The organism is Aureimonas phyllosphaerae, from assembly GCF_900113065.1.
In the GTDB taxonomy this organism is placed as follows: domain Bacteria; phylum Pseudomonadota; class Alphaproteobacteria; order Rhizobiales; family Rhizobiaceae; genus Aureimonas; species Aureimonas phyllosphaerae.
Genome location: NZ_FOOA01000001.1, coordinates 473,035 through 497,203 on the forward strand (window position 1 = coordinate 473,035; position 24,169 = coordinate 497,203).

23 protein-coding genes are annotated in these 24,169 nt (G+C 66.3%); 8 read left to right on the forward strand and 15 right to left on the reverse strand.

The genetic code is table 11. The features are described from left to right. Positions 1-28 precede the first annotated feature (28 nt). From BM175_RS02325 to BM175_RS02385, 13 genes are all read right to left on the reverse strand, one after another. Positions 29-811 (reverse strand): hypothetical protein, encoded by a 783-nt coding sequence (locus BM175_RS02325; RefSeq protein WP_090958613.1) that lies wholly within the window; start codon positions 809-811, stop codon positions 29-31. Further along, positions 808-3,855 carry a phage tail length tape measure family protein gene (locus tag BM175_RS02330; RefSeq protein WP_090958616.1) on the reverse strand — a complete coding sequence of 1,016 codons (3,048 nt, stop codon included), beginning with the start codon at positions 3,853-3,855 and terminating at the stop codon, positions 808-810. Before BM175_RS02330 ends, BM175_RS02325 begins: the two co-directional genes overlap by 4 nt. Further along, on the reverse strand, positions 3,855-4,190 hold the full coding sequence (locus tag BM175_RS02335) for a hypothetical protein (protein WP_090958619.1): 336 nt from the start codon (positions 4,188-4,190) through the stop codon (positions 3,855-3,857). Before BM175_RS02335 ends, BM175_RS02330 begins: the two co-directional genes overlap by 1 nt. Before the next feature lie 30 nt (positions 4,191-4,220). Next, a complete protein-coding gene (locus BM175_RS02340; RefSeq protein WP_090958622.1) occupies positions 4,221-4,460 on the reverse strand; it encodes a hypothetical protein in 240 nt (79 codons plus the stop codon). 63 nt (positions 4,461-4,523) lie between these two features. Then, positions 4,524-5,792 carry a phage major capsid protein gene (locus tag BM175_RS02345; RefSeq protein WP_210185758.1) on the reverse strand — a complete coding sequence of 423 codons (1,269 nt, stop codon included), beginning with the start codon at positions 5,790-5,792 and terminating at the stop codon, positions 4,524-4,526. 11 nt (positions 5,793-5,803) lie between these two features. After that, positions 5,804-6,484, reverse strand: a complete 681-nt coding sequence (locus tag BM175_RS02350; protein WP_090958626.1) for an HK97 family phage prohead protease — start codon at positions 6,482-6,484, stop codon at positions 5,804-5,806. Continuing rightward, positions 6,481-7,737, reverse strand: coding sequence for a phage portal protein (locus BM175_RS02355; RefSeq protein ID WP_090958629.1), 1,257 nt, complete (start codon positions 7,735-7,737; stop codon positions 6,481-6,483). The genes BM175_RS02350 and BM175_RS02355 overlap by 4 nt, the downstream gene beginning before the upstream one ends. Further along, positions 7,737-9,305 (reverse strand): terminase large subunit, encoded by a 1,569-nt coding sequence (locus BM175_RS02360; RefSeq protein ID WP_244545828.1) that lies wholly within the window; start codon positions 9,303-9,305, stop codon positions 7,737-7,739. The genes BM175_RS02355 and BM175_RS02360 overlap by 1 nt, the downstream gene beginning before the upstream one ends. Positions 9,306-9,397: 92 nt before the next feature. Next, positions 9,398-9,724 carry a hypothetical protein gene (locus BM175_RS02365; RefSeq protein ID WP_090958637.1) on the reverse strand — a complete coding sequence of 109 codons (327 nt, stop codon included), beginning with the start codon at positions 9,722-9,724 and terminating at the stop codon, positions 9,398-9,400. 529 nt (positions 9,725-10,253) lie between these two features. Next, positions 10,254-12,809, reverse strand: coding sequence for a DUF5906 domain-containing protein (locus BM175_RS02370; RefSeq protein WP_139224554.1), 2,556 nt, complete (start codon positions 12,807-12,809; stop codon positions 10,254-10,256). A gap of 85 nt (positions 12,810-12,894) precedes the next feature. Continuing rightward, positions 12,895-13,122 carry a hypothetical protein gene (locus tag BM175_RS02375; protein ID WP_090958641.1) on the reverse strand — a complete coding sequence of 76 codons (228 nt, stop codon included), beginning with the start codon at positions 13,120-13,122 and terminating at the stop codon, positions 12,895-12,897. Next, entirely contained in the window at positions 13,122-13,475 is a 354-nt protein-coding gene (locus tag BM175_RS02380) for a hypothetical protein (RefSeq protein WP_090958644.1), read from the reverse strand. Before BM175_RS02380 ends, BM175_RS02375 begins: the two co-directional genes overlap by 1 nt. Then, on the reverse strand, positions 13,472-13,684 hold the full coding sequence (locus tag BM175_RS02385; protein WP_090958647.1) for a hypothetical protein: 213 nt from the start codon (positions 13,682-13,684) through the stop codon (positions 13,472-13,474). Before BM175_RS02385 ends, BM175_RS02380 begins: the two co-directional genes overlap by 4 nt. Before the next feature lie 113 nt (positions 13,685-13,797). Here BM175_RS02385 and BM175_RS02390 point away from each other — a divergent pair, with 113 nt between their 5' ends. The 8 genes from BM175_RS02390 (at position 13,798) to BM175_RS02425 (ending at position 21,667) form a co-directional block, all read left to right on the forward strand. After that, positions 13,798-14,091 carry an Arc family DNA-binding protein gene (locus tag BM175_RS02390; protein WP_139224555.1) on the forward strand — a complete coding sequence of 98 codons (294 nt, stop codon included), beginning with the start codon at positions 13,798-13,800 and terminating at the stop codon, positions 14,089-14,091. Beyond that, positions 14,088-15,326, forward strand: a complete 1,239-nt coding sequence (locus BM175_RS02395; RefSeq protein ID WP_090958652.1) for a tyrosine-type recombinase/integrase — start codon at positions 14,088-14,090, stop codon at positions 15,324-15,326. The genes BM175_RS02390 and BM175_RS02395 overlap by 4 nt, the downstream gene beginning before the upstream one ends. A 260-nt stretch (positions 15,327-15,586) precedes the next feature. Beyond that, complete coding sequence (locus BM175_RS02400) at positions 15,587-16,519, forward strand: LysR family transcriptional regulator (protein ID WP_090958654.1); 933 nt, start codon at positions 15,587-15,589, stop codon at positions 16,517-16,519. 76 nt (positions 16,520-16,595) lie between these two features. After that, complete coding sequence (locus BM175_RS02405; RefSeq protein WP_090958657.1) at positions 16,596-17,843, forward strand: CaiB/BaiF CoA transferase family protein; 1,248 nt, start codon at positions 16,596-16,598, stop codon at positions 17,841-17,843. Then, positions 17,840-18,769: a hydroxymethylglutaryl-CoA lyase gene (locus BM175_RS02410; RefSeq protein WP_090958660.1), complete on the forward strand. Its 930-nt coding sequence runs from the start codon at positions 17,840-17,842 to the stop codon at positions 18,767-18,769. The genes BM175_RS02405 and BM175_RS02410 overlap by 4 nt, the downstream gene beginning before the upstream one ends. Positions 18,770-18,936: 167 nt before the next feature. Then, complete coding sequence (locus BM175_RS02415) at positions 18,937-19,797, forward strand: ABC transporter ATP-binding protein (protein WP_090959157.1); 861 nt, start codon at positions 18,937-18,939, stop codon at positions 19,795-19,797. Further along, entirely contained in the window at positions 19,794-20,582 is a 789-nt protein-coding gene (locus BM175_RS02420) for an ABC transporter permease (RefSeq protein ID WP_061935186.1), read from the forward strand. Before BM175_RS02415 ends, BM175_RS02420 begins: the two co-directional genes overlap by 4 nt. 44 nt (positions 20,583-20,626) lie before the next feature. After that, the gene (locus BM175_RS02425; RefSeq protein WP_090958663.1) at positions 20,627-21,667 is read left to right on the forward strand and encodes an ABC transporter substrate-binding protein; all 1,041 of its coding nucleotides are present in this window, start codon (positions 20,627-20,629) and stop codon (positions 21,665-21,667) included. A gap of 43 nt (positions 21,668-21,710) precedes the next feature. On the opposite strand, the gene BM175_RS02430 is transcribed toward BM175_RS02425, so the two are convergent. Then, positions 21,711-22,643, reverse strand: coding sequence for a sugar phosphate isomerase/epimerase family protein (locus BM175_RS02430; protein ID WP_090959160.1), 933 nt, complete (start codon positions 22,641-22,643; stop codon positions 21,711-21,713). 11 nt (positions 22,644-22,654) lie between these two features. Continuing rightward, positions 22,655-24,169: a glycerol-3-phosphate dehydrogenase gene (locus tag BM175_RS02435; protein ID WP_090958665.1), complete on the reverse strand. Its 1,515-nt coding sequence runs from the start codon at positions 24,167-24,169 to the stop codon at positions 22,655-22,657.

The following is a 24,169-nucleotide window of genomic DNA, read 5'->3' on the forward strand; positions in this document are numbered from 1 at the left end:
CCGAGGAGGCTGTTCTTGAGACTGGACATCAGGCAGCGACCTTTGCGAGCTTGGCGGCCTTTCGAGCGCGCTTCTCGGCGGCTCGGTCGAGTGCGTCTGACGCCGCAGTGCGCGGCTTCTGAAGAGGTGGAGGCGACAGCGGGACGCCGACTTCGTCATTCCAGTCGCGCAGCGTCTCCTGCACGACGCCACGCTCTGTTACGGTCGTCAGATGAATGTGCCCGCCCACAAGAAACATCGGGGGCAAATCCATTCCTGCGATCTGGAACTTCACCCTACGCTGGGCTTCCAGAAGAACCAGGCCATGCGACTTGGGATCAAACGTATCCATCGAACTGAAGTCGCGCATCTCTGGATGATCGGCCAACGCCAGCATGTCCTCGCCCTCGAGGGCTGGCATTTGGATGCCCTCGTCGGGATCTATGATCCGCAACTCCCACCCATCTCGACGGATGAGCATCCGGCCGATAGGTCGCCGCTCCCTTTCGGACCAACCAACGAAAACGACATCGCACAAGGCGACCCGTTCAGAATCTTCCGACACTGCAGAATGGACATCGTAGATCCATTTGAGGCGCTGGAAATCGTCCTCAATCGCGTGGTCGAGGTCGTCGTATACAATGGGGAACGACTGGGCGAACCCTTGCGTCAGATTGACATCACCGCGCGATGCCACGATCAGCCTGCACCCCTGCACAGCAAGGGCCTTGTAGTGGAAACTGTGAGGGATGCCGTCCTGCGGACTGTAAGCAGCCGTATCGGTGAGAACGAAAGCCTGCTTCTTCTGGAGGATCACGTTGATTGCGGTCATGCGACCTTCTCCTTCTTTTTGAAGATGGGTGCGGCTCGTCCAGCAGGAGCGCCCAAAGGCCCCGCGGCTGCGCCGAGGCTGGGGAAGACGGAGGCCAAGGTGCCACCGAGCTCGAAGCCGCCCATCGCGCCAGATAGGCCGCCCGACAACGGGCTGCCGCTTGCGTAACCGTTCGCGGCGATGCCGGCGAAACCGAACAGGCCACCGAGAGCCGCTTGCCCTCGCGACATGCCGGGCGTCGCGCCTTGGCCAGCGTAGCCAGTGTCGAACCGCCCGGCGCCGTAGCTCTCGATGCCGTCTTCGACACCCTTCGACACGCCCTTCGCGAGATCGCGCGTCGTGCCGCCGAGGATGCTATCGGCCTTGGCGAAGTGCGAGGCGAACTGGTGATCGACCTTGTCGCGGACCGAGCCCCACGTCCCGCCGTTTGCAGCATCCGATGCGCCGTAGCGCCCCGGCCGGCCGGCGTTGATCGTCGAGTAGAGGTCGTAGATGTCCATGCCCGGCTTGAAGCCGCGGTCCTGGAGATAGCCGACGACGGCGTCCATCTGGTCGGCCAGTGTCTGCCCGATCGCCGCGCCGTAACGCTTCTGCTCGGTCGGGCCGAACTGAATCAGGCCGATATGGCGGTTGCCGGCGCCGCCTCGGATGCTGGTCGAGAAGCTGCCGCCGGTCTCGAACGAGATGACGGCCGCAAGGTCGCGAGCTGTCGTTCCGATCCGGTTGGCGCCATCCTTCAGGACGTCGGCGAGCGACGAGCTGGCACTCGTCATCTTCGTGGCAGCCGCGGTCGCCGCCGGCAGGGCGTACTTGTCGGCATAGGGATAGCTAGGCGACTGGTAGGCCGGGCGCGCCGTCGGGATGGGTATGTTCGAGTTAGCCGCCACACCGCCAAGGATCGACACGACGTTGTTCCGGCCGCTCTGCCCACCACCGAACAAACCGCCAAGCATGCGCTCAAGGCCCGCCGACGCCAGCTTCTGGCCAAGACCGCCGAGCGCCTGCGCCAGGTTGTCGACGAGATCGCCACCCTTGCCGAGGGCCTCGATGATGTCGCCGAATACGTCTTTGGCGGTGTCGCCCATATCGGCCATGGCGTCCTGCTGGGCGCGGACCGAGTCGTTGAAGCGCATCGCGGCGGCGAGCCGCTGCCCCTCGAAGCTGTCGAAGTCGACGTCGAGGTTGCGGATGGTCTGGCGGATCTCCTGCTCGCTGTCCGTGAAGCCGAGGATCGATCGCTCGAACTCGACGTCAGCGGTGAACTCGGCGATGCGCTCGCGCTGCCGCTTTGCGTCCTCGGCCGCCTTCTGCCGCTCACGCTCGGCCGAGGTGTTCGTGCGGATCTTGTCGGTCAGGCGGCCGATCTCGTCCGCCTCCCGATTGATCTGATCGACGAGGGCAGGATCGATAGCGCCGGCCTTGGCGTCGTTCGCAGCGCGCTGCGCCTCGGTCATCGCGTCGAGCTTGAAACGGGCGGCAGCGATCGCGCCCTCGCTCTCACCGTACATGTCGACCTGCAGCCGCAGCTCGGCCACGGACTTCTCGATGCTGGCCTTCTGCTCAGCGACGGCGTCAGAATAGGACCGGGTCGCGGTCTCGGTCTTCGTCAGCGCGGCCGCCTGGTCCTCCAGCTGCTTGCGCAGGTCGTCCGTCACGTCCGGGTTGATCCGGTCGCCAAAGCGACGTTCGAGCGCGGCGTTGTCCGGCCGGTCCTGTGCTGCGGGCTTCGGTAGGCGCGAACGCGAGTTGACGATCGCGTCCATGGCGGCCTGAAGCGCCTGCGTGTTCGTGGCCGCGTTCATCACGTCGGTGCCGAGACGGCGCATCTCGCCGGCGAGCGCTCGAACCTCGTCGCTGGCGCCCGGCTTGATCTGGATCTGAGCCATCCGCTCGACGAAGGCCTTGGCCTCGATCTCGCCGCGGGTGAACTGACCGTAAAGCTCGCGGATCTCGGCCTGCGCGTTGCGAACCTCGCCGTTGAAGAGGTCGAGCACGGCTTTGGCGCTGCCGAGCGTGCCCATATCGAGCCGGACCGCTTCGCCACGGCCGAGGTTCTCGACGGCCTCCTTCATTTCCTCCTTGGCGGTCTTCATGCTGTCGACGAGCTGTCCGAGCGCCATGCCCTGCGTCAGCTTGGCGCCGGCCGAGTAGACGAGATCGGCGGCGCGGCCGGCCTCGCCGAAGCTGTCGCGCACGGCATCGATCGAACGCTTGAACTCGTCCATCGAGTTCTTGGCCGCCTTCGCTTCGGGACCGTCAGACATGAGCCACAGCGCGCCGGCCGCAGCCGTCGTTGCGCCGAGGGCGATGCCCACCGGGCCGAGGGAGGTGACGAAGCCGCCGACCGCGGTCGCGATCGCGCCGATGCTGGATTTGACGCCGCCGCCCTCCTGCAACACTTGCGCAACCTGGCCGGCTTGAGACGCCATGATCTGGAACGGGCTCGCGCCCATCGCCAACATCGTCGCCATGTCGTTGATTTGGAAGCCGAGGCCCTGCACCTGGCCGGACGTAAGCTTCACGTTCTGGTTCGCGGCCTCGGCACCCTTGCCCATTTGATCGAAACGCTTGGCGGCAGTCGCGAGGATCACGTTGCCCTGCTCAACCGACAGGTTGCGAAGCTCCATCTGATGAGCGACCGCCTGTTCGACCTTCAAGTATCGTTGCGCGTTCGCGTAGGTGTCATCGTAGGCACGACGCAGGCTTTCGGCACGCTTCAACTCCGCGGCAGCCAACCGATTGACGGCTTCGGCAGCCTTGAGGCTGTCCGTCTGCTGCTTGCGCAGTGCCTCACCGAACGGCTTTAGCTCGGCGGTCAGCGCCTTCGTCATGGAAGCCATCTGACGCTCAGCCTCAATGGCCGGCTTCATCCCGGCGGCCAGCGATTTGTAGGCGGCCGGATCCAACTGATCCTTCATCCGCTTCAGCGTCGCCGTCGCGCTCTCGGTCTGCTGGCCGAACGCTGCGACGTCGCGTGCGCCCTTCTGCAGATCACTCGTGTCGGCGCTGACGACGAGCTTCCGCTTGAACTCCGCGGCGGCCATCAGACAGCCTCCCTCTCGCTGTAGGCGCCGATCGGCTTGGACGCGCCGATGCAATCGACGTCGGTCCCGCCGAGCGCCCGGTAGGCGTCGCGGGCGTGCATCATGATGGCGTGACGCAGGTTGTCGTCGGCGAACTGGACCGATCGACGGGCGTGGTTCACGTCGATCTTCGGCGCCCAAGCGGTCAGACCGCCCTTGTCCGTTTTAACGAGAGCGCACCCACGCAGACGGAGGCCGTTCGCGATGCAGTTGAACTCGGCCAGCACCATCTGCCCCACGGCGTTCGCCTTGGGGTTCAGCATGCGGTTCAGTCCGGTGATCTTGATGTCGTGCATCGCTGTGCCTCCTGTCTGCGCGGGTCGGTCTCAGTCCTTCGTCGCGCGCGAGCCGCCGCGACGGCGTCCAGGCGCTTCCGGGGTCTCCGGGTCGGGCAGCGCCTGGACGGTCGGGTCCGGCGCGACCTGCGTGCGCCGAGCCAGGCCGAGGCGTTCGAGTTCCTCGGCCCGGGATGCAGCAACCGGGAAGCGGTCGCCGACTTCGCAGAGATCGCCCTGCGGCGTGCGGTTGAATGAGCGGAGCGTCTCGATCTCGACTTCTTTGGTCATGGCGGTCCTCCTTCGGTTCGTGAGAGGGGCGGATCGTGCCGCCCCTCGTGACGAGCCGAAGCGTCAGCTGGCGTTGCCGGTGGTGAGGTTGCCGTAGACGAAGCTCTCCGGGCGGTGGACGACGAGCGCGAGGCGCTCTTCGGCGCGGATCGTCACGGCGTTGCGGATGAAGTTGTCGCGGTCCTCGGTCGACACCTGGACGTTGGCGTCCTCGCGGTCGAAGACCTGGGCGGCGACGTTGAACGCGCCGACCATGAACTTGCCGTCCGCGATGGCGTCGGAGTCGACGACCGGGAGGCCCCACAGACGCTTCTCGCCGTTCTCGCCGGGGTTGGCGATGATGTAGTTCTGGCCCGCATCCTTCGTGAGCTCGATGTCGGCCCAGTCGTTCGGCGACATGACGATCGCGCTGGCGCGGTACTGCGCGACGCGCACCTGCAGGATCGCACGGCGGATACGGTCGATCTTCGTGTCACCCGACTTCGAATAGGTCGCGAAGGCGTAGGGCGTCGCCTGAGGGATGAGACCCAGGATGTTCTGCCCCGTGCCGTCGCCGGCCAGCAGCTGCGCCTCCTCGACGAGCGCGAGGCCGTAGCGGGCGCGGCCGTCGATGTAGGACTGTAGAAGCGGGATGTCGTCCAGCACCTGCTTCGAGGCGTAGAACCAGTGCGCGAGCGTCCGGACCTGAGCCGTCGCCAGATCGAAGGCCAGATCCGACTGCGGCTTCAGGCCCAGCTCGGCGACCGGCGCCGCCATGTTCTGGAAGCCGGTCTCCTTCACGTACTCGATCGAGCTCGAATCCGTGCGGCCCGGCAGCAGGAGATCGCGGATCGTCAGCACGCGCTGCGCCGGCGTGGTAATGCCCGGCAGGCGGTTCGGACGAATGGCGTCGCCGACGCCGCCCGTGCCGGTCGTCGCCGAGGTGATCGACGTGACGGCCTTCACGTTGATGCGGGCCGTACCGCCGCCGCGCGACTTCATCGACTTGAACTCGTCGGAATCGGTCAGGAGCTCGCCGTTCGACTTGGCGGCCGGCGCATCGCTGCCGCCGCCGCGGCGCGCGAGCTTCTGCTCGACCGCGATCATGCGAGCCTGGAGATCGCTACCTTCCTTCACGAGCAGTTCGAGCGCCGCCTTGGTGTCAGCGGCGATCTTGCCGGTGTTCTTGATCTCCTCGCCCGCCTTCTCGGCGAACGCCTTGATCTCGGCGTCGCGTTTGGTCAGGCCTTCCATCACGGCGCGCAGCTCGATCTGGTCGTCAGCCTGCTGCCCGGCGTCCTTGCGTCCGTATTCGCGGTGGGGCGCCACGAGGCGCGTATCGTGCATGGTCATGGTCTTAGTCCTCAAAGCTTGGGGAGGGTGAAGCCGGACAGCGCCTTTGCGAGGTCGCCCAGTCCGGGATTGATCGCCTGGTGAGGCTGGCCCGCTCCCGCAGCCCATGCCTTGAAACCGACGTCGGCGATGGCGTCGGTGGCAGCCCTCGAGAAGCCCCGCTCCCGCAGAACCTTCGCGAAGTCGCGTTCAGAAATGGTCTCGCCCGCGGCGAGCTTGGCCTTGATCGTGTCGATCCGGGCTTCGTCGTTCGCCGGGTTCGTCACGATGGACGCTTCGACGAGATCGACCTGCTTCAACGTGCGAAGCCGCTTGGTCTCGTCGAACGACGAGTCCCGGACGTAGTAGCCGATCGACAAGCCGGTGATGGCGCCGGCCTTCATGCCGCGCTGCGCGATGCGCGCATACGGTGCTTCGTCGAGCCAGAGTTCGCCCTCGCCGAATAGGCCGTGCTCGTCCTCGCGCAGCTCGGTCCAGTGGCCGATCGGCTCGTCAGAGCGATGCTGCCACAGGATCGGGATGTGCCGGCCCTTGCCCGACGTCTCGGCTAGGCTCTCAACGAAGGCGCCTTGTGCGACCTGCTCGCGATAGGAGTCCGTCACGCCCCATACGGAAGCGTAGCCGGAAAACCGGCCCGCCTTGTCGGGGGTCGCCTTGATCTCGAGGTCGAACGCGCGCGTCTTCATGCTCATTGGCCCGGCTCCGGGATCGGCTCGCCCGGCGCCGGCTGGACGCGCCCGGGACGCGCTCCGGCCTGGTTGATCGGAACGAGGGTGGAGTTGACGAGGTGGACGTCGCCGCCTTCGAAGCGCGGCAGATTCTCGCGGTCGGCGATCTGGTTCGGCGTGATGCCGCCGACCTGCATCAACTTCGAATACATCTCGGCACGGCCCGCGCTGTCGGCGCGCAGGATGCCTTCGACCGTGAACTCGACGTAGAAGGTGGCGCGGTCCTCGGGCGCCAGAAGCGAACGCTTCATGGCCTGCTCGAGCCGCGTGAGATACGGGCGCAGCCCGAGGGTGAGCCAGCCGAGCATGATCTGCTCGACGCCCGAACCCCACATGGTCTGGCCGCTGGACGCATGGCCGATCAGGATCGGCGGAACGCCGAACCAGCGGCAGACCTCCTCGACATGCCATGCCCGGTTCGCCAGAAGCTCGGCGTCGCGGGGCGGCATGTTGACGGACTGCCACTCGAACCCGGCATTTCCTTCCAGAAGGAGCGTGCGCCCGGTGTTCTCGGTGCCGGTGAGCGGAGCGATCAGGGATTCCCGAACCTGCTCGCGCTGGGCCGGCGTCAGGCCGCGTTCGCCCTTATAGGTGAGCACACCGCCGGGGCGCATGCCGTTCGCGAAGACGCGGGCGGCCGCCTCGTCGGTTGCCATCGTCGCGCCCAGCGTCTGACGGGCGTACTCGACGGTCGAGAGACCGAGATCCCCGCCGAAGCCGAAGCCCCGGACATGGAGAACCTGATCCTCATCCAGCTCGCGGACGCCGCGGGGGTCGTTCTGGCGATAGCGCAGCGACCCGGAGGCGTCGCGATAGACCTCCATCGCGTCCGGCTGCAGGATGTGGAGCGCGAGGATCCGGCGATCGTCTCGGACGATCTCCACGAAGGCGTTGCCCCAAACGAGGACGTGCGCGACGATCGCCTCGAGGAACTCGACCGGCGTCTGGTCTGCGTTCGGCGTCTCCCGCAGGAGCGCAAACAGGGGATGCCTCGGCGCAGCGTCCCGGCCGCCGTCGGCGCGGCGCTGGTAGACGCCGACCGGCAGCGTGGCGATCGTCTGCGCGATGATCCGGACGCAGGCCCAGAAGGCTGCGACCTGCATGGCCTTGGCCGGCGTGACGGTGCGACCGGACCAGCTGTCCGTGCCGAAAAAGTTCGTGAAGATGCGGCTGTCCTTCAGGCCGAAGCGCCGCGCGAGGGTGTTCAGGCCGAGCATCAGGCGATCACCACGTTCTTGAGGAAGTCGTCGACGTCGACGACCGGGACTGCCTCGAAGCGCTTGGCGAGGGCGAGCGACATGACGAGGGTGACGGCCGGATCGATACGGACCGGCCCGCGGCCGTCCGACTTGGCCTTGTCGAGCTTGATGTTGCCGGCCGGATCCTTGGTCGTGATCGCGCCGGCCACCGCGGCGGTCAGAACGGGATGGCCGCCGTGCCGAATGCGGCCCGTGACGGCGAGCTCGGCGAACCAGTCGCAGGCCGGACCCATCTCCTTGAAGCCCTGGCCGAAGGGTTCGAGCGGCACGGGGAAGTCGGGATCGACCTCGCGGAGGTCGACCTTAAACTCGTCGATCCGCCAGCGGTCGAAGCCGATGACCTGGATGTCGAACTCGCGCGCCAGACGCGACAGCTCCGACGCCACGAACTCGTAACGGACAGTCGCACCGGGCGTCGTCTCGATATGGCCGGCGCGGATCCAGTCGCGGAAGCGCTCCTGTTCAGAGGCCTGCCGATCGGCGATCGTGCCGGCGGGCGTCCAGCAGAACTGCAGGATGTCGAAGAGCGGCTCTTCCTCGTCGGACGGAAAGGCGAGCGTCAGCGACGTGAGATCGTGCTTCGCGGACAGGTCGAGCGCGCCGAAGCACTTGCGACCGGCCAGCGACGTCCGATCCACCGGCTGGTTGCCGAGCTTCCACACGGCGCCGGTGACGATGCGGTCGTTGTCGCGCGCGTCCACGCGCTGGTTGAGGCGCAGGTTGCGGAACGACGGCTCGAATGCGGGAATACGCCGGGCGCGGGCGGCCGCTTCTCGCATCTCCTTGAGCGAGATGTATTTGCCGAGGGCCGGATTGCAGGCGAACCAAGTCGCCTCATCGAACGGATCGGCCTCCATGGGCGCCGCGATGAGCTGCACGAACATGGACTGATCGGCCCCGGACAGCCCGTCGTCGATCATCTGCGAGAGCGGATGGGAATCATCCGGCGCCTGGGTCGAGATGATGAGCGCCAGCGCTTCCTTGCGCTTGCCTAGGCCATTCATCAGGTTGTCGAGCAGAACGCGGTTCGGTGCCTGGGCGAGCTCGTCATAAACGAACAATGTCGGCGATAGGCCGTGCGCCCGGCGCGCGTCGGCGCTCATCGCCTCGTAAATCGAGCCCATTCCGTCGCCGGACAGCACCTCGATCTTCTTCATGAAGCGCTGGATGTTCACCCTTGCGGCGAATGCGGGCGTCTGCAGGATGATGGCCTCGATCTCGTTGAAGATCAGCGCGGCCTGGCCCCGGTCGATAGCGGCCGAATAGACCTCGCCGCGGGCCTCGGATTCGGGCCCCAGAAGGTGCGCCAGTACGAGCCCGGCGACGAGGCCAGTCTTCCCGTTGCCTTTCGGCTCGCTCTTGATGCCGATCCGCTTCCGCCGGATGCCCTTGTCGTCGAGGTCGCCATAGATCGCCTCAACGAACTCGCGCTGCGACGACAGAAGCTTCATCTTCTTGCCGGCCAGCGGGCCTTTCGTGATCGGCAGCGACTGCAGGAACGAGATGACGCGAGCAGCACGGGACAAGCCCTTCCGCTGCCACGTCGGACGCTGCTTTTTGCCCTCTAGCGCCTCCCTTGCGAGACGCATCTTGGCCGCCCCGGGACCGCGCATGCCCATCAGCGCGAGCCCTCCGTCGGGCGAACTAACTCAGTCTCGAATTCCCCGACCGGTCCCGACCCCCTAGAGGCGCTGACTTTCGACTCCCCCCGCCCCTGGGGGCGCGCGGCGGCGATCTCGACGGGGGTCGCCCGGTTGAAGGGGTGGTTCGGGTCGGTCGGCAGCCCGGAGGCGTCGACGCGCGACGCATAGCCTCGCCGTTCGATCTGTTGGGCGTCGGCGTTGTGATGCGTCTGGCAGAGGCCGACCCAGCGCGTCCGATCCCAGAACAGGGCCGGATTGCCACGGTGCGGCGTCGAATGGTGGACGTGCTTGGCGGGCTTCATATGCCCATCGCGGTGGCACCAGGCACACCACGGGTTTGCGGTCAGGAACTCGCGACGAGCCACATCCCAGTTGCGATCGTAAAGACGTTGGCGGGCGTTCGGACGACGGTTCACGCGCACACCTCACGGGTGGCACGTCCAAGATGATAACCGATGTTCCGACAGCGTAGCGCCATACGAGACATATGGTGGAAAGCAACGGCAGCGACAAACGCTGCGATTTTATTTTTAAATCCGCAATTTAATACTGCGGCCGATCATTGGCCACCCTAGTCACCCTAGTCGGAACCCTAGTCACCCAAAGCCATATGCCGCAGGGGTTTGAGCGTCCTGGCAAGGGTGACTAGGGTGACTAGGGTATATTCAGCAAATAGTCTGAGATGGTACATCTGCTCGGTACGCAGACGCACGCACGTATGAAAACGAAAAGGGCCCTAGTCACCCTAGTCACCCTTGCCAGCCGTTGTTTTGCAGGGGTTTCAGGGCTCTAGTCACCCTAGTCAGCACCCTAGTCACCCAAGGCAGCACCCTAGTCGGCGTGCGTCGGCTCAGTGGTTACGCCGAAAGCCTCGCGCACGTGAGGCAGGGCCGGGAAGCGGTAGACCGTGACCCGTTCGTCTCCTCCCATGCGCTGCTGTCCCGATAGCTTGCCGTGCTTGGCACCCAAGGCAGCCGATAGCTTTATGCCAATCTGGACCATGCCCTCGACGGGCTCACGCCGCTCCTTGCTCCATCGCTCATAGTCGCGGAAGAAGTCGCCCTTCTCGACCACGACGGGACTGCTCTCCCAAGGCTCGCCAGCAGGGCCGCGATAGGCGTTGCCTCGCTCAAGGATCTCAGCCCAATAGAGGTCGAAGCCCGTCAGAGAGGCGCGCTTCTGCTGCGCCAATGCCTCGGTCGCAGGAGGCGTTCGAACGTCGAAACCGGTCAAGTCGATCGCTTCTAGGTACTTTCGCAGCGCCGCAGGGCCGAGGCCGTTCATCTCAGCGGCAAGCTCTGCGAAATAGGCGGATTGCCTCTGGCGTTCGTTGGAAACGCGCAGCACGAAGTAGCGCCGCTCGTCCTGCGTAGCTGGCACGATCCAACCTTCGTTCGACGTCACCAGAAGGCGCAGGAACGACTTCTGGCTCGGGTCCGCGTCGACACCTTTCTGCTCTTCGATCTGGTTCGGATTCGTAATGAGCGACTTTAGCAGACCGTCGTCCATCTTGCTTTTCCCGGCCCAGCCCAGTTCCTCGACGTGCAAAAGGAGGCACGTCGCCAAGTGGGCGTTGAAGTTGCCCGTCATGTGCCGCTGCTGGGCCGTATTCGTATAGAAGCGAGGGAGCATGCGGCCGACGTAATAGCCGAGGCTGTCTTTGCCTGTTCCTTTGCCACCCTGAAGGATGACCGCTACCCCCGGCTTGTCGCCAGGGTGCTGAACCAGATGCGCGAGCCAGCGCAGCAGATAGGCGGCATGTTCCTTATTGCCGGCGCAGACGACCTCCTCAATGTGGCGCAAGATCAGCTGGCATTGCGCGCCGTCAGCGACGACCTCGTCTTCTCCCCGAAGGCGCGGGAAGCCTCGCCAGCGGTTGTAGACGCCCGGCTCCACACCGTTCGGATCGAAGGCCCAGCCGCCGCGATAGAACCGCCGAGCCGGGTGCGCTTCCCAAGCGTCATAGCGCGGGGCCTTCTGGTTGCCCTGCAAGACCGGATTGGGAGCGTAGGAAGAACGCAACGACTTCGCGGACGACTTGCTCACCGAGCCGTCGTCCTCCTCGGTGATAGGGAAGGTGTCGCCCCGGTGTTCAATGATCGCGTGCCGCTTGTTCATCTCGCGCACCCACAGAGGCGCAGCGTCGTCTGGCCGGTCCCCGAACAGCGGCGTGACGTTGCCCGCCGGCTCTCCCAATGGGATTCCAGCCAGGATGCCGTCGCCCTGATCGTCGATCGGCTCGAACCATTCTTCCATCATCGTGGCGACCGGTCGCCAGTCCGGTTTGAACTTGCGCAGTTCCTTTTCCAGCGAACCACCGAACACGTAGCGCGGGGGATACCGGCAGTAGTTCTCCCAGCGAGCCTTGGTTACCTCAGGACTGTAGGCCGAAAGCGTCGCCTTAGCCGACCACGCCTGAAACGCCTCGTAGCCGTCCTCGCTGGCGTGCGAGACGTCGAAGAGCGTCATCCCGATCTTGTTCCATCGGTTCCAGTTATCGAAGTCGTTCGGCAGGATGGCCACGGCGGATTGCAGGTCCGCCACAGCCCAAGGGCGCTCCGTCCGAAAGTTGTCGCGCGGCCGGGACGACATGCGCAGGATGTCGTCCACGGTGAGGCCCTTGGCCTCGAGCGCCTCGGTCACGTTTTCTAGGGCGACGCTCAGCGGAACGTCGCGATCATCGTTCAGCTCGACGATGCGGCAGAGCCGCGGTTCGTCCTTCGTGTGCCAGGAACCAGGAAGCCGCATCGGGTGCCCGATCGAGACGCCAGACGTGTCGCCCTCTACGAGTGCGCAGGCCCGGTTGCGAACGTCTTTAAGCTTCGCCAGATCTGCGCCCACGGCTGGCTTGTCGAGCCGCCAATATGCGTGGATTTTCCTCTCACGATAGCCGCTCTCATCGGTCCAGATACCACCGGACTCGACGATGATGGTCGGCTTTCCGAAGACAGCCTCCAGATCTCGGCGCGCCTGGGCGGGGTGCTTGTCGATCTCGACCGCGATTACCGGTGCGAAGACGACGTTGTCGTCACCTTCGAACGGATTCTCGGTGAGCGTACCGTCTTCTCGGACCTTTTTTTGATCGCCGAAGCCGCAGATCCGCATGGCGACGGTCTGCCCGTTGTCGCCGGCGCCGGCCTGCGCAGCGCCGGTCGCGATTGTCGCCATCCACCCAGCAAGATGCGCTGTGTCGACGCGCTCGCCAATGGGAGCGTAGAACGGCCGCGCCCAAGCGTTCTCAGCCTTGTTGTTCGAGTAGACGCCCACGGCAAGCGTCATCCGATCCTCGGGCGTCGCATGCTTGAAGATCGCTCGCAGAAACCGCTGGGTCTCTTCCGCATCGCCCTTGGTTTCGAGCGGGGAAGGCGCTAGAATAGTTGCAGCCAATGCATACTCCTGGCCGGGTGCCGACCCGGTTCGTTATGGGTTGAAGGCGAAGGGGCGGCCGCGAACCGGCCCCTTCGCTGACATCTCAGCTCCGCAGTCCCCACGGATCGGGCATCGGTTCGTAAGCTGTCTTGATGAGTTCACTGGCCCGCGCCCGCAACGTCGGGAAGTCGGTGAACATCACGATGACCTCGAGATCCTCGACCGCTTCGACCAGAGCCGCATGGTTCGATGTTGCCCTCGCGTCGAGGAGCTCGCCGGCGATACGGTCCAGAAGCTTCCGCTCGGCCGCAAACATCATCACCTTCGTCATCACAGCTGCTCCCGCGTTAGGTTGACCAGGAAAGCCGGCGTGTCGAGAACCGCTCGGGCGCCGTGCGCGTAGGTGGCGCCGGCCAGCCGTTCCGCGCCCGCCTCGTCGAGGATGACAGTGAAGGTGCCGGACGGCATGATCCGATCGTTCTCCATGGCGAGAAGCCCGCGGCACACGCCGATCAGGAGGCCCTGCCGCTGGTCCGCGTTCAGGTTCGGCAAGCGCGCCTCGCCCGGCCAGCCGACGAGCGCCCGGAAGGCGTCCTCGAGGTCCGTGCGACAGAAGCTGAGCCCGGCCCGGTATAGGTTCATGGTGAGATCGGCCGCAGCCGAGTGACGACGGACGGCGCTCATGCGGCCACCTCGGGGGTCGTCAGGAACTTCAACAGCGCTTCTTCCTCACCGACATAGGTGGCGCCGACTTTCTTCACCGGCAGACGACCGGTCCTCATCAGGTGATACGCTTTCCGCGGCTCGATCTGGCAGAGCCCGGCGATCGCCTTCGTCCCCCAAACAAGCTTCGGCTGTGCCGCGCTTCGCGCCTCTTGCAGCTTCCGTTCCATCCATTTCGCTCCTGTAGGGCGTAACCAATTTTTCACACCCAAATGGATAGTATTGACCCGGTGGGCTTTTTCAAGCCCATTTGGATAGGATTCTGTGTTTTGAGGTGGATCGCGTGAAGCGCAAATTTTTGGATCAGTACCAGTTGCGCATGCCAGAGGGCCTCCGTGACCGCATCAAGCTGGCCGCAGACGCTGCGGATAAGAGTATGAATCTCTTGATCGTTGAGACCTTGGAGGCTGCTTTTCCCGATGAGAAAGAACAGCTTCGTGCGGCTCTAAGGCTCTTGGACGCAAAAATCGCTGAACTGCCGCCAGAGCGACAGGCTCCACTGCTCGAATTCCGGAAACAGCTTTGGGTTGACCTCTGGTATGAACCTCTCCCGCGCGAAGAGGACGACGACCAGTGAGCGTCCGTAAGCGTAAATGGACGAATGCCGACGGCACGACCGGATCAGGCTGGCAGGTCGACTATCGCGACGCCGCAGGGACGCGCCGGTCGAAGAGCTTCAAATTGAAGCGCGACGCCGATGTCTTCGCCAACACGACGGCCGTCGAACTGAAGGACGGGACGCACGTCCCCGACGCTGCAACCGTGACAGTCGCGGAGGCCGCCGACCTATGGCTTAAGAGCTGCCGAGACGCCGGCCTCGAGCAGTCGACGATCAAGCAGTACGGCGAGCACGTTCGGCTGCATCTGGTGCCCTTCATCGGCGCCACGAAGCTGACGAAGATCAGCGTGCCAGGGGTGCGGGCATTCCAGGAGAAGCTGCGCGAGGCGGACCGATCGAGCGCCATGATTAAGCGCGTGACGGTGTCGCTGGGCTCAATTTTGTCCGATAGCCAAGAGCGCGGCCTCGTCGTCAGGAACGCCGTATCCGAGATGGCCAAGCGCCGCGGATCCGCGAAGAGCAAGGTCGAGAAGCGGCAGCGCGGCCGCCTGCGCTACGGCATCGACATCCCGACGATGGACGAAGCCCGCGCCTTGATCGCCGCTGCCGAGGGGCGCCATAGGGCGTTCATCCTGACGATGGTGTTCACCGGCATGCGATCGTCTGAGCTGCGAGGCTTGTCGTGGCCGGACGTCGATTTGCGCAAGGGTTTGCTGCATGTGCGCCAGCGTGCCGATGCCTTCCAAGACATCGGTATGCCGAAGAGCGACGCCGGCCAGCGGACGATCCCCCTCCTCCCGCTCGTGGTCGAAGCACTGACCGAGTGGAAGGCGGAGTGCCCGAAGGGCGAACTCGGGCTCGTCTTCCCAACGGAGACGGGGCGACCTCAATACCATGCGAACATCGTGTCCCGCATCGTGCAGCCGCTCGTCGTCAAAGCCGGGCTGACGATCGACACGGGTCGGATCGATGCTGACGGTCAACCGATCCTTGAGCCTCGCTATAGCGGCATGCACGCCTGGCGCCACTGGAACGCCTCTTGGCTTCTGAACGCGCGCGAGGTCGGTGGCCTTGGCCTGCCTCCGAAGGCAGTCCAAGCGCGTCTTGGGCACTCCTCGATCCAGATGACATACGACACGTATGGGCACCTGTGGCCGACGAACGACGAGGCGTCGGCGATGGCTGAAGCGCAGGCGCTTTTTCTAGGCGCAACAGTCATGCAACAAAACGACGTTGAAGCCCGCAAAATATAGTCTGCGCAGGGACTCTGACTCCGCTAGTCTTGGTTCGAATCCAGGTTCCCCAGCCAGCTTCCATCATTCGATAGCCTCCACCCTGCAGACTTGGGCGTTTCCTTACGCTCGCAGACCGTGGGCTCGGCACATTGGTCCTGCGCGTCTTTACGCACTTGGGACGCGAGTTGCCGGCACAGCCGGAATTTCGCGACCGCTCTTGCCCTGCTGCCTCCGGGCGCACAAAAGGGAGGAATGCAGAGGGATATTCCAACCCAGCCATGATCCCTTCCTCCCTCGTCCGGCGCGTCGATCTCGTTACCCTCCAGCTTTTCGTGACCGTGTGCGAGGAGGAACACCTGACGCGGGCGGCGGAGCGCGCGGGGATCGCGCCGTCCGCCCTGTCGAAACGCCTTGCTGAACTTGAAGCGACGCTCGGCACCGAACTGTTCCTGCGCCATGCCCGCGGGATGACCCCGACGGCCTCCGGCGACACGCTGCTCCATCATGCGCGCTCGATCCTGCGCTCGGTCGACAAGATGGGTGCGGAACTGGCCGACCACGCCCAGGGGCTCCTCGGGCACGTGCGGATCCTCGCCAACATTTCCTCCATCGTCGAATTCCTGCCCGACGACCTGTCGGACTTCTATCGGGCCAACGGGCGCGTGCGCATCGAACTGGAGGAGCGGACGAGCTACGCCGTGGTGAAGGGGATCGAGGAGGGTGTCGGCGACATCGGGCTCTGCGTTTCCAGCGTCGACAGCCGCGATCTCTCGGCCGCCCCCTACCGCCGCGATAGGCTGGTGCTCGCCGTGCGGCGCGACCACCCGCTCGCCGGGCGCGAGCGCGTCGGCTTCCTCGATACCCTCGACTACGAGCATATCGGACTTCATCAGGACAGCGCGATCTATCGCCGGTCGGCGGTGGAGGCCGCGCACGCCGCGCGCGACGTGAAGCTGCGCATCCACGTGCCGGGCTTCGACGCGGTGCTGCGCATGGTGGAAAGCGGACTCGGCGTCGGCCTGATCCCGGACCGGGCCTTCGCGGTCGTCGCACGCGGCATGGACCTCGTCGCGATCCCGCTGACGGATCGCTGGGCGCATCGTGAGCTGAAGCTCGTCTCGCGCGATCCCGCCGGCCTGCCGGAGGCGACGCGCCTCCTGCGCGAGCATCTCCTCCGCCCCGACGGTTCGCCACCCGCGAACGAGGGTTGACCGGAGACGACTGGACCCTCAGCCCCGCCTCGCCCTTCAATCGCCGCCGACGACGACTGCACGGCGGGAGGCGGGCATGGACACCTGGAATGAAGCGGCGGCGGCAGCAAGGCCTGCCGAGGGGCCTCTTGCGGGCCTGCGCATCCTCGAGCTCGGTCACTTCGTGGCGGCCCCGTTCGCCACGCGACTCCTCGCCGATCTCGGCGCCGACGTCGTGAAGATCGAGCCGCCCGGCGGCGATCCGGTGCGGCAGTGGGGCGAACAGGCCAACGGCCGGTCGCCCTGGTGGTCCATGCACGCGCGCAACAAGCGCTGCATCGCGCTCGACCTCAAGCATCCTGGCGCACGCCCCGTGGTGCTGCGGCTGGCGAGCGGTGCCGATGCCCTCGTCGAGAACTTCCGGCCGGGCCAACTCGACAAGCTCGGACTGTCGGAAGCCGCGCTGCGAGAAGTGCGCCCCGGCCTCGTGATTTCGCGTATCTCGGGCTTCGGACAGGACGGGCCCTATCGTGACCGTGCCTCGTTCGGCGTGATCGGCGAAGCCATGGGGGGCTTGCGCTATCTCACCAACCATCCGCCGGAGGAGACCGACCTGCCGCCCTCGCGCGTCGGCATCTCGATCGGCGATTCGATTGCCGGGCTCTATGCCGCGTTCGGCGTGATGGCGGCGCTCTGGCAGCGCGATCGCTCCGGCGGCACGCCGGGACCGTTCACGCTCGACGTCGCGCTGACCGAGGCAATGCTGTCGATGATGGAGGGCACGCTGCCCGAATACGGCGTCTTCGGCACCATCCGTGAGCCGCAGGGCTCGCGCATCAAGACCGCCGCGCCGACCAACGCCTATCCGACGCGTGACGGGAAGTGGCTCCTGATCGCGGCGAACTCCGACCCGCTGTTCCGCCGCCTTGCCCGCGTGATCGGGCGACCGGAACTGGCCGACGACCCGGACTTCTCCGCCAATCCCGGCCGCCTGCGCAACGTGGCGACGCTCGACGCGATCATCGCGGACTGGTCGCGCGGTTTCGATGCGGCGGAGGCCGACCGCGTTCTCACCGAAGCCGACATCCCCTCGACCCTCTGCTTCAATGCCGCCGACATCGCTGCCGACCCGCAGTATCTCGCGCGCGGCATGGTGCGGGAGCTCGACGATCCGCAGATCGGCCGCGTACTCCACGCCGGCATCGTGCCGCACGTGCCGGAAGCGCCGGGCTCGATCCGCTGGACCGGCCCCGCGATCGGCGCCCATACCGACGAGATCCTTGGCGAAGCGGGCTTCGCGGAGGCCGAAATCCGGTCGCTGCGCGAGGAAGGTGTCGTACGATGAGCCCGCTTGATCGCCGCACCGACGTCGAGATCGTCGAGGTCGCCCCGCGCGACGGCTTCCAGCCGATCGGGCCGTTCATCGAGACCGCCACCAAGATCGACTTCGTGCGCCGCCTCCATGCGGCGGGCCTGCGGCGGATCGAGATCGGCTCCTTCGTCAGCGCGTCGGCGGTGCCGCAGATGGCCGACACGCCGGCGGTGCTCCATGGGGTGCGCGGCGAGGGCACCCTCCTGCCGCAGCTCCTCGTTCCCACGGAACGGCGGGGCCATGATGCGCTGGCGGCGGGTTCGCCGATGGTGGCCTACGTCCTGTCGGTGTCGGCGGCGCACAACCGCAACAACGTACGCCGCACGCCCACGGAATCGGCCGCCGACTACGAGCGTTTCGCGTCGAGCGTGCCGGCGGGGACACCCCTGCGCCTCAGCCTCGCCACAACGTTCGACTGCCCGTTCGACGGCCGCGTCGAGGCGGCGGATGTGATGGCCCTTCTGGAACGCCTCGTTCCCGCGCGTCCCGACGCCGAGATCTGCCTGTGCGACACGACGGGCCGGGCGGTGCCCGATCAGGTGCGCCGCGTGTTCGGCGAGGCGATGGCCCGGTTTGCCGACGTGCGACATTGGGCGATGCACGGGCACGATACCTACGGGCTCGGCCTTGCCAACATCTTTGCGGCCTACGAGGAGGGCGTGCGGGTGTTCGACGCGGCGGCGGGCGGCCTTGGCGGCTGCCCCTTCGCGCCGGGCGCGACCGGCAACACCGCAAGCGAGGATGTCGCCTGGATGTTCGAGCGGATGGGCGTCTCCACCGGCATCGACATCGAGGCGCTGCGGACGGTCGCGGAAGATGCCGCGCGCCTGCCGGGCGCCCAGGCCGGGGGGCGCGTCCGAGACGCCCTTCGTTCGCGGCCGGAACTCTGCGGGTCTTGAGCGTTCGCGAATGGGAAACACCCGTTGCGGCCTAACGCATGTTACGGGGCCCCGGGCATCATCTAGTCTTGAAGACCAACGACGTCGGGGAGGACGCCGATGACAACGAACGAAGCGCCTGGCGCCGGACGGGGGTGGATGCCGTCTTCGCACCGAGGCAGGCCCTCATGCTGACGGTGGTGCAGCCGGCACAGGCCGCGCCGACGCAGGTTGCGCCCGCAGCCGAGCAGGCGATCGGCCTGTCGGGTGTCGAAATCGCCTTCCGCCTCGCCAATGGCGGCCGCTTCGAGGCCGTGGCCCCGACCGACCTCGTGGTGCGCGAGGGCGAGTTCGTCGCCGTGGTGGGCCCGACGGGCTGCGGCAAGTCCACGCTCCTGAACGCGGCGGCCGGCCTTCTCAAGCCTTCGGCCGGCAGCGTGCGCATCTTCGGCGAGGAGCTGTCCGGCCTCAACGACAAGGCAGGATACCTCTTCCAGCAGGACTCGCTGATGCCGTGGAAGACGGTGCTCGACAACGTGTCGATCCCCTTGACCATCGCCGGCACGCCGAGGCGCGAGGCCGAGGATCGAGCTCGCGAATGGCTGGCGCGCGTCGGCCTCTCGGCCTTCGGCGACCGCTACCCGCACATGCTTTCGGGCGGCCAGCGCAAGCGCGTCGGCTTGGCGCAGGTTCTCATCCGCAATCCGCGGATCCTCCTGATGGACGAGCCCTTCGGGCCGCTCGACGCGCAGACGCGCGTGATCATGGGCGGCCTCCTCCTCGACCTGTGGTCGGCAGAGCGCAAGGCGGTGATGTTCGTCACCCACGATCTCGAAGAGGCGATCGCCCTGTCCGACCGGGTGGTGATCATGTCGGCCGGTCCGCGCGCGCGCATCATCGGCGACTACGTCATTCCGATCGCACGCCCGCGCGAGATCGCCGACGTGCGCCTCGACCCGCTCTTCCACGACATTCATCGCGAGATCTGGAACGCCCTTAAGGAAGAGGTCGTGAAGGGCTATCGCCAGACCAACGGGCTGCCCGCATGACGAGGCCGGTTCTCATCCTTCTCCAGGTTTCCGTCGCGGTGGTCGTGCTGGTGATCTGGCACCTGTTCACGGCGACGAGCCTGTTCGGCAATCCGGCGAACGCGAAGTTCTTCTTCGCCACACCGATCGATGTCGGCGAGCGGATCGTCGAGTGGTTCGTCTCCGGCTCGATCTGGTACCACCTCGGCATCACGCTGGCCGAATCCATGCTGGCCTTCGCGATCGGCTCGCTTGGCGGCGTCGCGATCGGCTTCTGGTTCGCCCGCAAGCCCCTGCTCGCGATGGTCTTCGACCCCTACGTCAAGGCGGCCAACGCCCTGCCCCGCGTGGTGCTGGCGCCGATCTTCGCCTTGTGGCTGGGGCTCGGCATCTGGTCCAAGGTGGCGCTCGGCGTCACGCTCGTCTTCTTCATCGTCTTCTTCAACGTCTACCAAGGCGTGAAGGAGGTGAACCAGACGGTCCTCTCCAACGCCCGCATGCTCGGCATGACCGAGCGCCAGCTCCTGCGCCACGTCTACCTGCCCTCCGCCCTCAGCTGGATGTTCTCGTCGTTGCACACGGCCGTCGGCTTTGCGGTCGTCGGAGCGGTGGTCGGCGAGTATCTCGGTTCCTCGGCGGGGCTCGGCTACCTCATCCAGCAGGCGGAGGGCGTCTTCGACGTCACCGGCGTCTTCGCCGGCATGTTCGTTCTCATGGCCTTCGTCCTGGTGATCGACGCCGTGGTCACGTTGGTCGAGGACCGCCTTCTGGTCTGGCGCCCGCAGGCGCAGGTCGCGACCGCCTAACCGAACGACCCATCGAACCACGGCCTTGGGAGGGGCCCTTTCCCATGAAACGCAGAGACTTCCTCATGGCCGGCGGCAGCCTTGCCGCCCTCGCCGCCCTGTCCGCCCGCCTGCCCGCTTTCGCGCAAGGTACGGCGGCCGCGATCGAGAAGCCGTCGCTGACGCTCGGCGTCGGCGGCAAGCCGCTCCTCTACTACCTGCCCCTGACCATCGCCGAGCGACAGGGCTTCTTCGAAGAGGAGGGCCTCACCGTCGCGATCAACGACTTCGGCGGCGGGGCGAAGTCGCTCCAGGCGCTGGTCGGCGGGTCGGTCGACGTCGTGACGGGCGCCTACGAGCACACGCTGCGTATGCAGCATCGCGGCCAGGACATCCGAGCCGTCGCCGATCTAGGACGCTTCCCCGGCATCACCATCGCGGTACGCTCGGCCCTGAAGGACGAGATCAAGACGATCGCCGATCTCAAGGGCCGCGCCATGGGCGTCACGGCGCCCGGATCGTCGACGGCGCTGATGCTGCAATACGCGCTGGTGAAGGCGGGCCTGAAGCCGGACGACGTGTCGCTCGTGGGCATCGGTGGCGGCACGAGTGCCGTCGCGGCCGTCAAGCGCGGCGAGATCGCCGGCCTCTCGCACCTCGACCCCGTGACCTCGCGGCTCGAGGTGGACGGCGACATCGTGCCTCTCATCGACACCCGCACCGAAGAAGGCACGCGCGAGCTCTTCGGCGGCACCAACCCGGCCGCCACCGTCTACCTGCGTCACGACTTCGTGGAAGCCAACCCGGTGACGACGCAGCGGATCGTCAACGCGTTCCTCAAGTCGCTCGCCTGGCTGCAGACCGCAACACCCGATCAGGTCGCGGACTCCGTGCCGGAGGACTACCTTTTCGGCGATCGCGAGTTCTACAAGACCGCCTTCGAGAAGGCGCGGCCGATGTACTCGCCCGACGGCGTCATCACCGAGGACGGCTTCCAGTCGATGCTGTCGATGCTGAAGACGTTGGAGCCGGACGAGTTCGGCAGCGCCGATCTCACCTTCGCGCAGACCTTCGATCCACGCTTCGTCGCGGCGGCCAAGGGCTGACGCCCGGGCGCTCCCCGGTTCCTCCGGGGAGCGCTCACGCAACTCAGACCCGCAGGTCCGCCGCGCCCGTGTCGATGTGGGGGGCCCAGAAGGCGACCGATTCGGCGATCTGCTCGATCACCTGCCGGTCGTTCGGCTCGCGCTCCTTGAACGACAGTTCGAGGCAGATTTCGTTGTCCGTCGCGCCCCCTTCCGCGAAGGCGGCGAGCAGCGGCTCGGGCTGGATGCGCCCGCGCGCGTTGAACTCCGCCGTGAAGGGACGGTGGCCGCCCTTGTCCATCAGGCTCTGCTTGATGTGGATGATCGGCGAGACCTCGGGCACCGCGCGCGCCCAGGCATAGGGGTCGAAGTCGTCGGGGTTCTCGCTCGTCACGTCGCCATGGTCGATGTCGGCCATCATCCACATCGGCACGGCCATGTCGGCCGCCGTCAGCCGGTCCTGCAGCTTCATGCATTCGGCGATCGTCTCGCCGAACTCGCGGCCGATGCTCATCGGCTCCCAGAAGACGTAAGCGAGGCCAGCCGCCTTCGCGTGCTCGGCGACCTCCGCCCAGCAGTCCACGGCGATCCGGATCAGCTCCTCGCGCCGTGCCGCATCGTCGAAGTCGCGATAGGTGAAGATCGCGAACTGCGTGCCGACCGAAGTGCCGCCGAGATCACCGGTGATGTCGGCGAAGGTCTTGAACCAGTCGACATAGTAGCGCCGCACGTCGCGGTCGGGATGGCCGAAGTGGTTCAGCCGGCCGTAGGGCCCCGTCATGCCGCTCGTCACCCGCACGCCGGTGCGCTGGAGGGCGGCCTCCATCTGACGCGTCAGGCGTCGGACCACGGGCGCCGGCCACGACGGATTGATGAACTCGTGCGTCAGCTGGAGGTCGCGGATCTTCAGGTCCCGCGCGACCGTGTCGATCAGGTCGTCGGGATCGGCGAAGCGGTTCACCAGCGGGTTGGTGTTCAGCGAGAGCGTCAGGGGCATGAAACGTTCCTTCAGGCGGCGCGGCGCAGCGCGGCGCTCTCGAACCATTCGGTGAATTCAGCGCGCTCGGCCGGCGTCATGTGCAGGCCCTCCTTGGTGCGGCGCCAGAGGATATCCTGTGGCCGCTCGGCCCACTCGTGGGCGACGAGGTAGCGCACCTCGGCCTCGAAGAGGCGACGCCCGAAGCGGCGTCCGAGCCCCTCGGCCGAGGTCGCCGACCCGACGATCGCCTGCATCCGCGTACCGTAGAGGCGGCCGAAGCGGTGGATCATCTCGCGGCCCATCCACGGATAGCGCGTGCGCATCGTCTCGCAGAACTGGATGAAGTCGGCGTCCTCGATGTCGCCGCCCGGCAGCGTGGCGTTGCCGGTCCAGGCCTTGCCCATCGCGGGGAAGAACTTGGCCAGCTTCTCGATCGCGTGCTCGGCGAGCTCGCGGAAGGTGGTGATCTTGCCGCCGTAGATATTGAGCATCGGGGCGCCGCCGTCCTCGTCGAGGTCGAAGGAGTAGTCACGCGTGACGGCCGACGGGTTGCCCTTGCCGTCGTCGAAGAGCGGGCGCACGCCGGAGAAGGTCTCCAGCACGTCCTCGCGCCGCAGCTTCTCCTTGAAGTAGCGGTTCACCGCGGCCAGCAGGTAGGCGATCTCGCTCTCGTCGGCCTTCACGTCCTCGGCGCGCCCCTCGTAGGCGATGTCGGTGGTGCCGATCAGCGCCTTGTCGCCCTCGTAGGGGTTGATGAAGATCACGCGCTTGTCGGTGTTCTGCACGAGATAGGCGTGTTCGCCGCGCCAGAACTTCGGCACGATGATGTGGCTGCCCTTCACGAGGCGCACGTTACGCCGCGAGTTGCGGCCCGCGACGCGACCGACCATGTCGTTGACCCATGGGCCGGCGGCGTTGACGATGCAGCGGGCCCGCAGGCGGCGCGTTTCGCCGGTCGTCTCGTCGCGGACTTCGACCGCCCAGACGTCGCCCTCGCGCCGGGCGCTGGTGCAGGCGGTGCGCGTCAGCACCTCGGCGCCCCGCTCGGCGGCATCCACGGCATTGAGGGTCACGAGGCGGGCGTCGTCCACCCAGCAGTCGGAATACTCGAAGCCCTTCGGGTACTTGTCGAGGATCGGCGCGCCTTCCGGGTCGCGCAGCATGTCGAGCGTGCGCGTGCCTGGCAGTTTCTTGCGGCCGCCGAGATGATCGTAGAGGAAGAGGCCGAGACGCACGAGCCAGGCCGGCCGGTCCTCCGGCGAATGGGGCAGGACGAAGCGCATCGGCCAGATGATGTGGCTGGCGGAGCGAAGCAGCACCTCGCGCTCGATCAGCGCTTCGCGCACCAGACGGAACTCGTAATATTCGAGGTAGCGCAGGCCGCCGTGAACGAGCTTGCCGGAGCGCGAGGACGTGCCCTCCGCCAGATCGTCCTTCTCGCACAGGACGACGGACAGGCCGCGCCCCGCCGCATCGCGCGCGATGCCGACCCCGTTGATGCCGCCACCGACCACCAGCACGTCGACCGTCTTCGTCTCGCTCAT

Coding starts and splice junctions, on each gene's coding strand:
- BM175_RS02325 (WP_090958613.1), bottom strand. CDS start 811: ATGACCGCAATCAACGTGATCCTCCAGAAGAAGCAGGCTTTCGTTCTC.
- BM175_RS02330 (WP_090958616.1), bottom strand. CDS start 3,855: ATGGCCGCCGCGGAGTTCAAGCGGAAGCTCGTCGTCAGCGCCGACACG.
- BM175_RS02335 (WP_090958619.1), bottom strand. CDS start 4,190: ATGCACGACATCAAGATCACCGGACTGAACCGCATGCTGAACCCCAAG.
- BM175_RS02340 (WP_090958622.1), bottom strand. CDS start 4,460: ATGACCAAAGAAGTCGAGATCGAGACGCTCCGCTCATTCAACCGCACG.
- BM175_RS02345 (WP_210185758.1), bottom strand. CDS start 5,792: ATGACCATGCACGATACGCGCCTCGTGGCGCCCCACCGCGAATACGGA.
- BM175_RS02350 (WP_090958626.1), bottom strand. CDS start 6,484: ATGAGCATGAAGACGCGCGCGTTCGACCTCGAGATCAAGGCGACCCCC.
- BM175_RS02355 (WP_090958629.1), bottom strand. CDS start 7,737: ATGCTCGGCCTGAACACCCTCGCGCGGCGCTTCGGCCTGAAGGACAGC.
- BM175_RS02365 (WP_090958637.1), bottom strand. CDS start 9,724: ATGAAGCCCGCCAAGCACGTCCACCATTCGACGCCGCACCGTGGCAAT.
- BM175_RS02375 (WP_090958641.1), bottom strand. CDS start 13,122: ATGACGAAGGTGATGATGTTTGCGGCCGAGCGGAAGCTTCTGGACCGT.
- BM175_RS02380 (WP_090958644.1), bottom strand. CDS start 13,475: ATGAGCGCCGTCCGTCGTCACTCGGCTGCGGCCGATCTCACCATGAAC.
- BM175_RS02385 (WP_090958647.1), bottom strand. CDS start 13,684: ATGGAACGGAAGCTGCAAGAGGCGCGAAGCGCGGCACAGCCGAAGCTT.
- BM175_RS02400 (WP_090958654.1), top strand. CDS start 15,587: ATGATCCCTTCCTCCCTCGTCCGGCGCGTCGATCTCGTTACCCTCCAG.
- BM175_RS02405 (WP_090958657.1), top strand. CDS start 16,596: ATGGACACCTGGAATGAAGCGGCGGCGGCAGCAAGGCCTGCCGAGGGG.
- BM175_RS02410 (WP_090958660.1), top strand. CDS start 17,840: ATGAGCCCGCTTGATCGCCGCACCGACGTCGAGATCGTCGAGGTCGCC.
- BM175_RS02415 (WP_090959157.1), top strand. CDS start 18,937: ATGCTGACGGTGGTGCAGCCGGCACAGGCCGCGCCGACGCAGGTTGCG.
- BM175_RS02420 (WP_061935186.1), top strand. CDS start 19,794: ATGACGAGGCCGGTTCTCATCCTTCTCCAGGTTTCCGTCGCGGTGGTC.
- BM175_RS02425 (WP_090958663.1), top strand. CDS start 20,627: ATGAAACGCAGAGACTTCCTCATGGCCGGCGGCAGCCTTGCCGCCCTC.
- BM175_RS02430 (WP_090959160.1), bottom strand. CDS start 22,643: ATGCCCCTGACGCTCTCGCTGAACACCAACCCGCTGGTGAACCGCTTC.
- BM175_RS02435 (WP_090958665.1), bottom strand. CDS start 24,169: ATGAGCGAGACGAAGACGGTCGACGTGCTGGTGGTCGGTGGCGGCATC.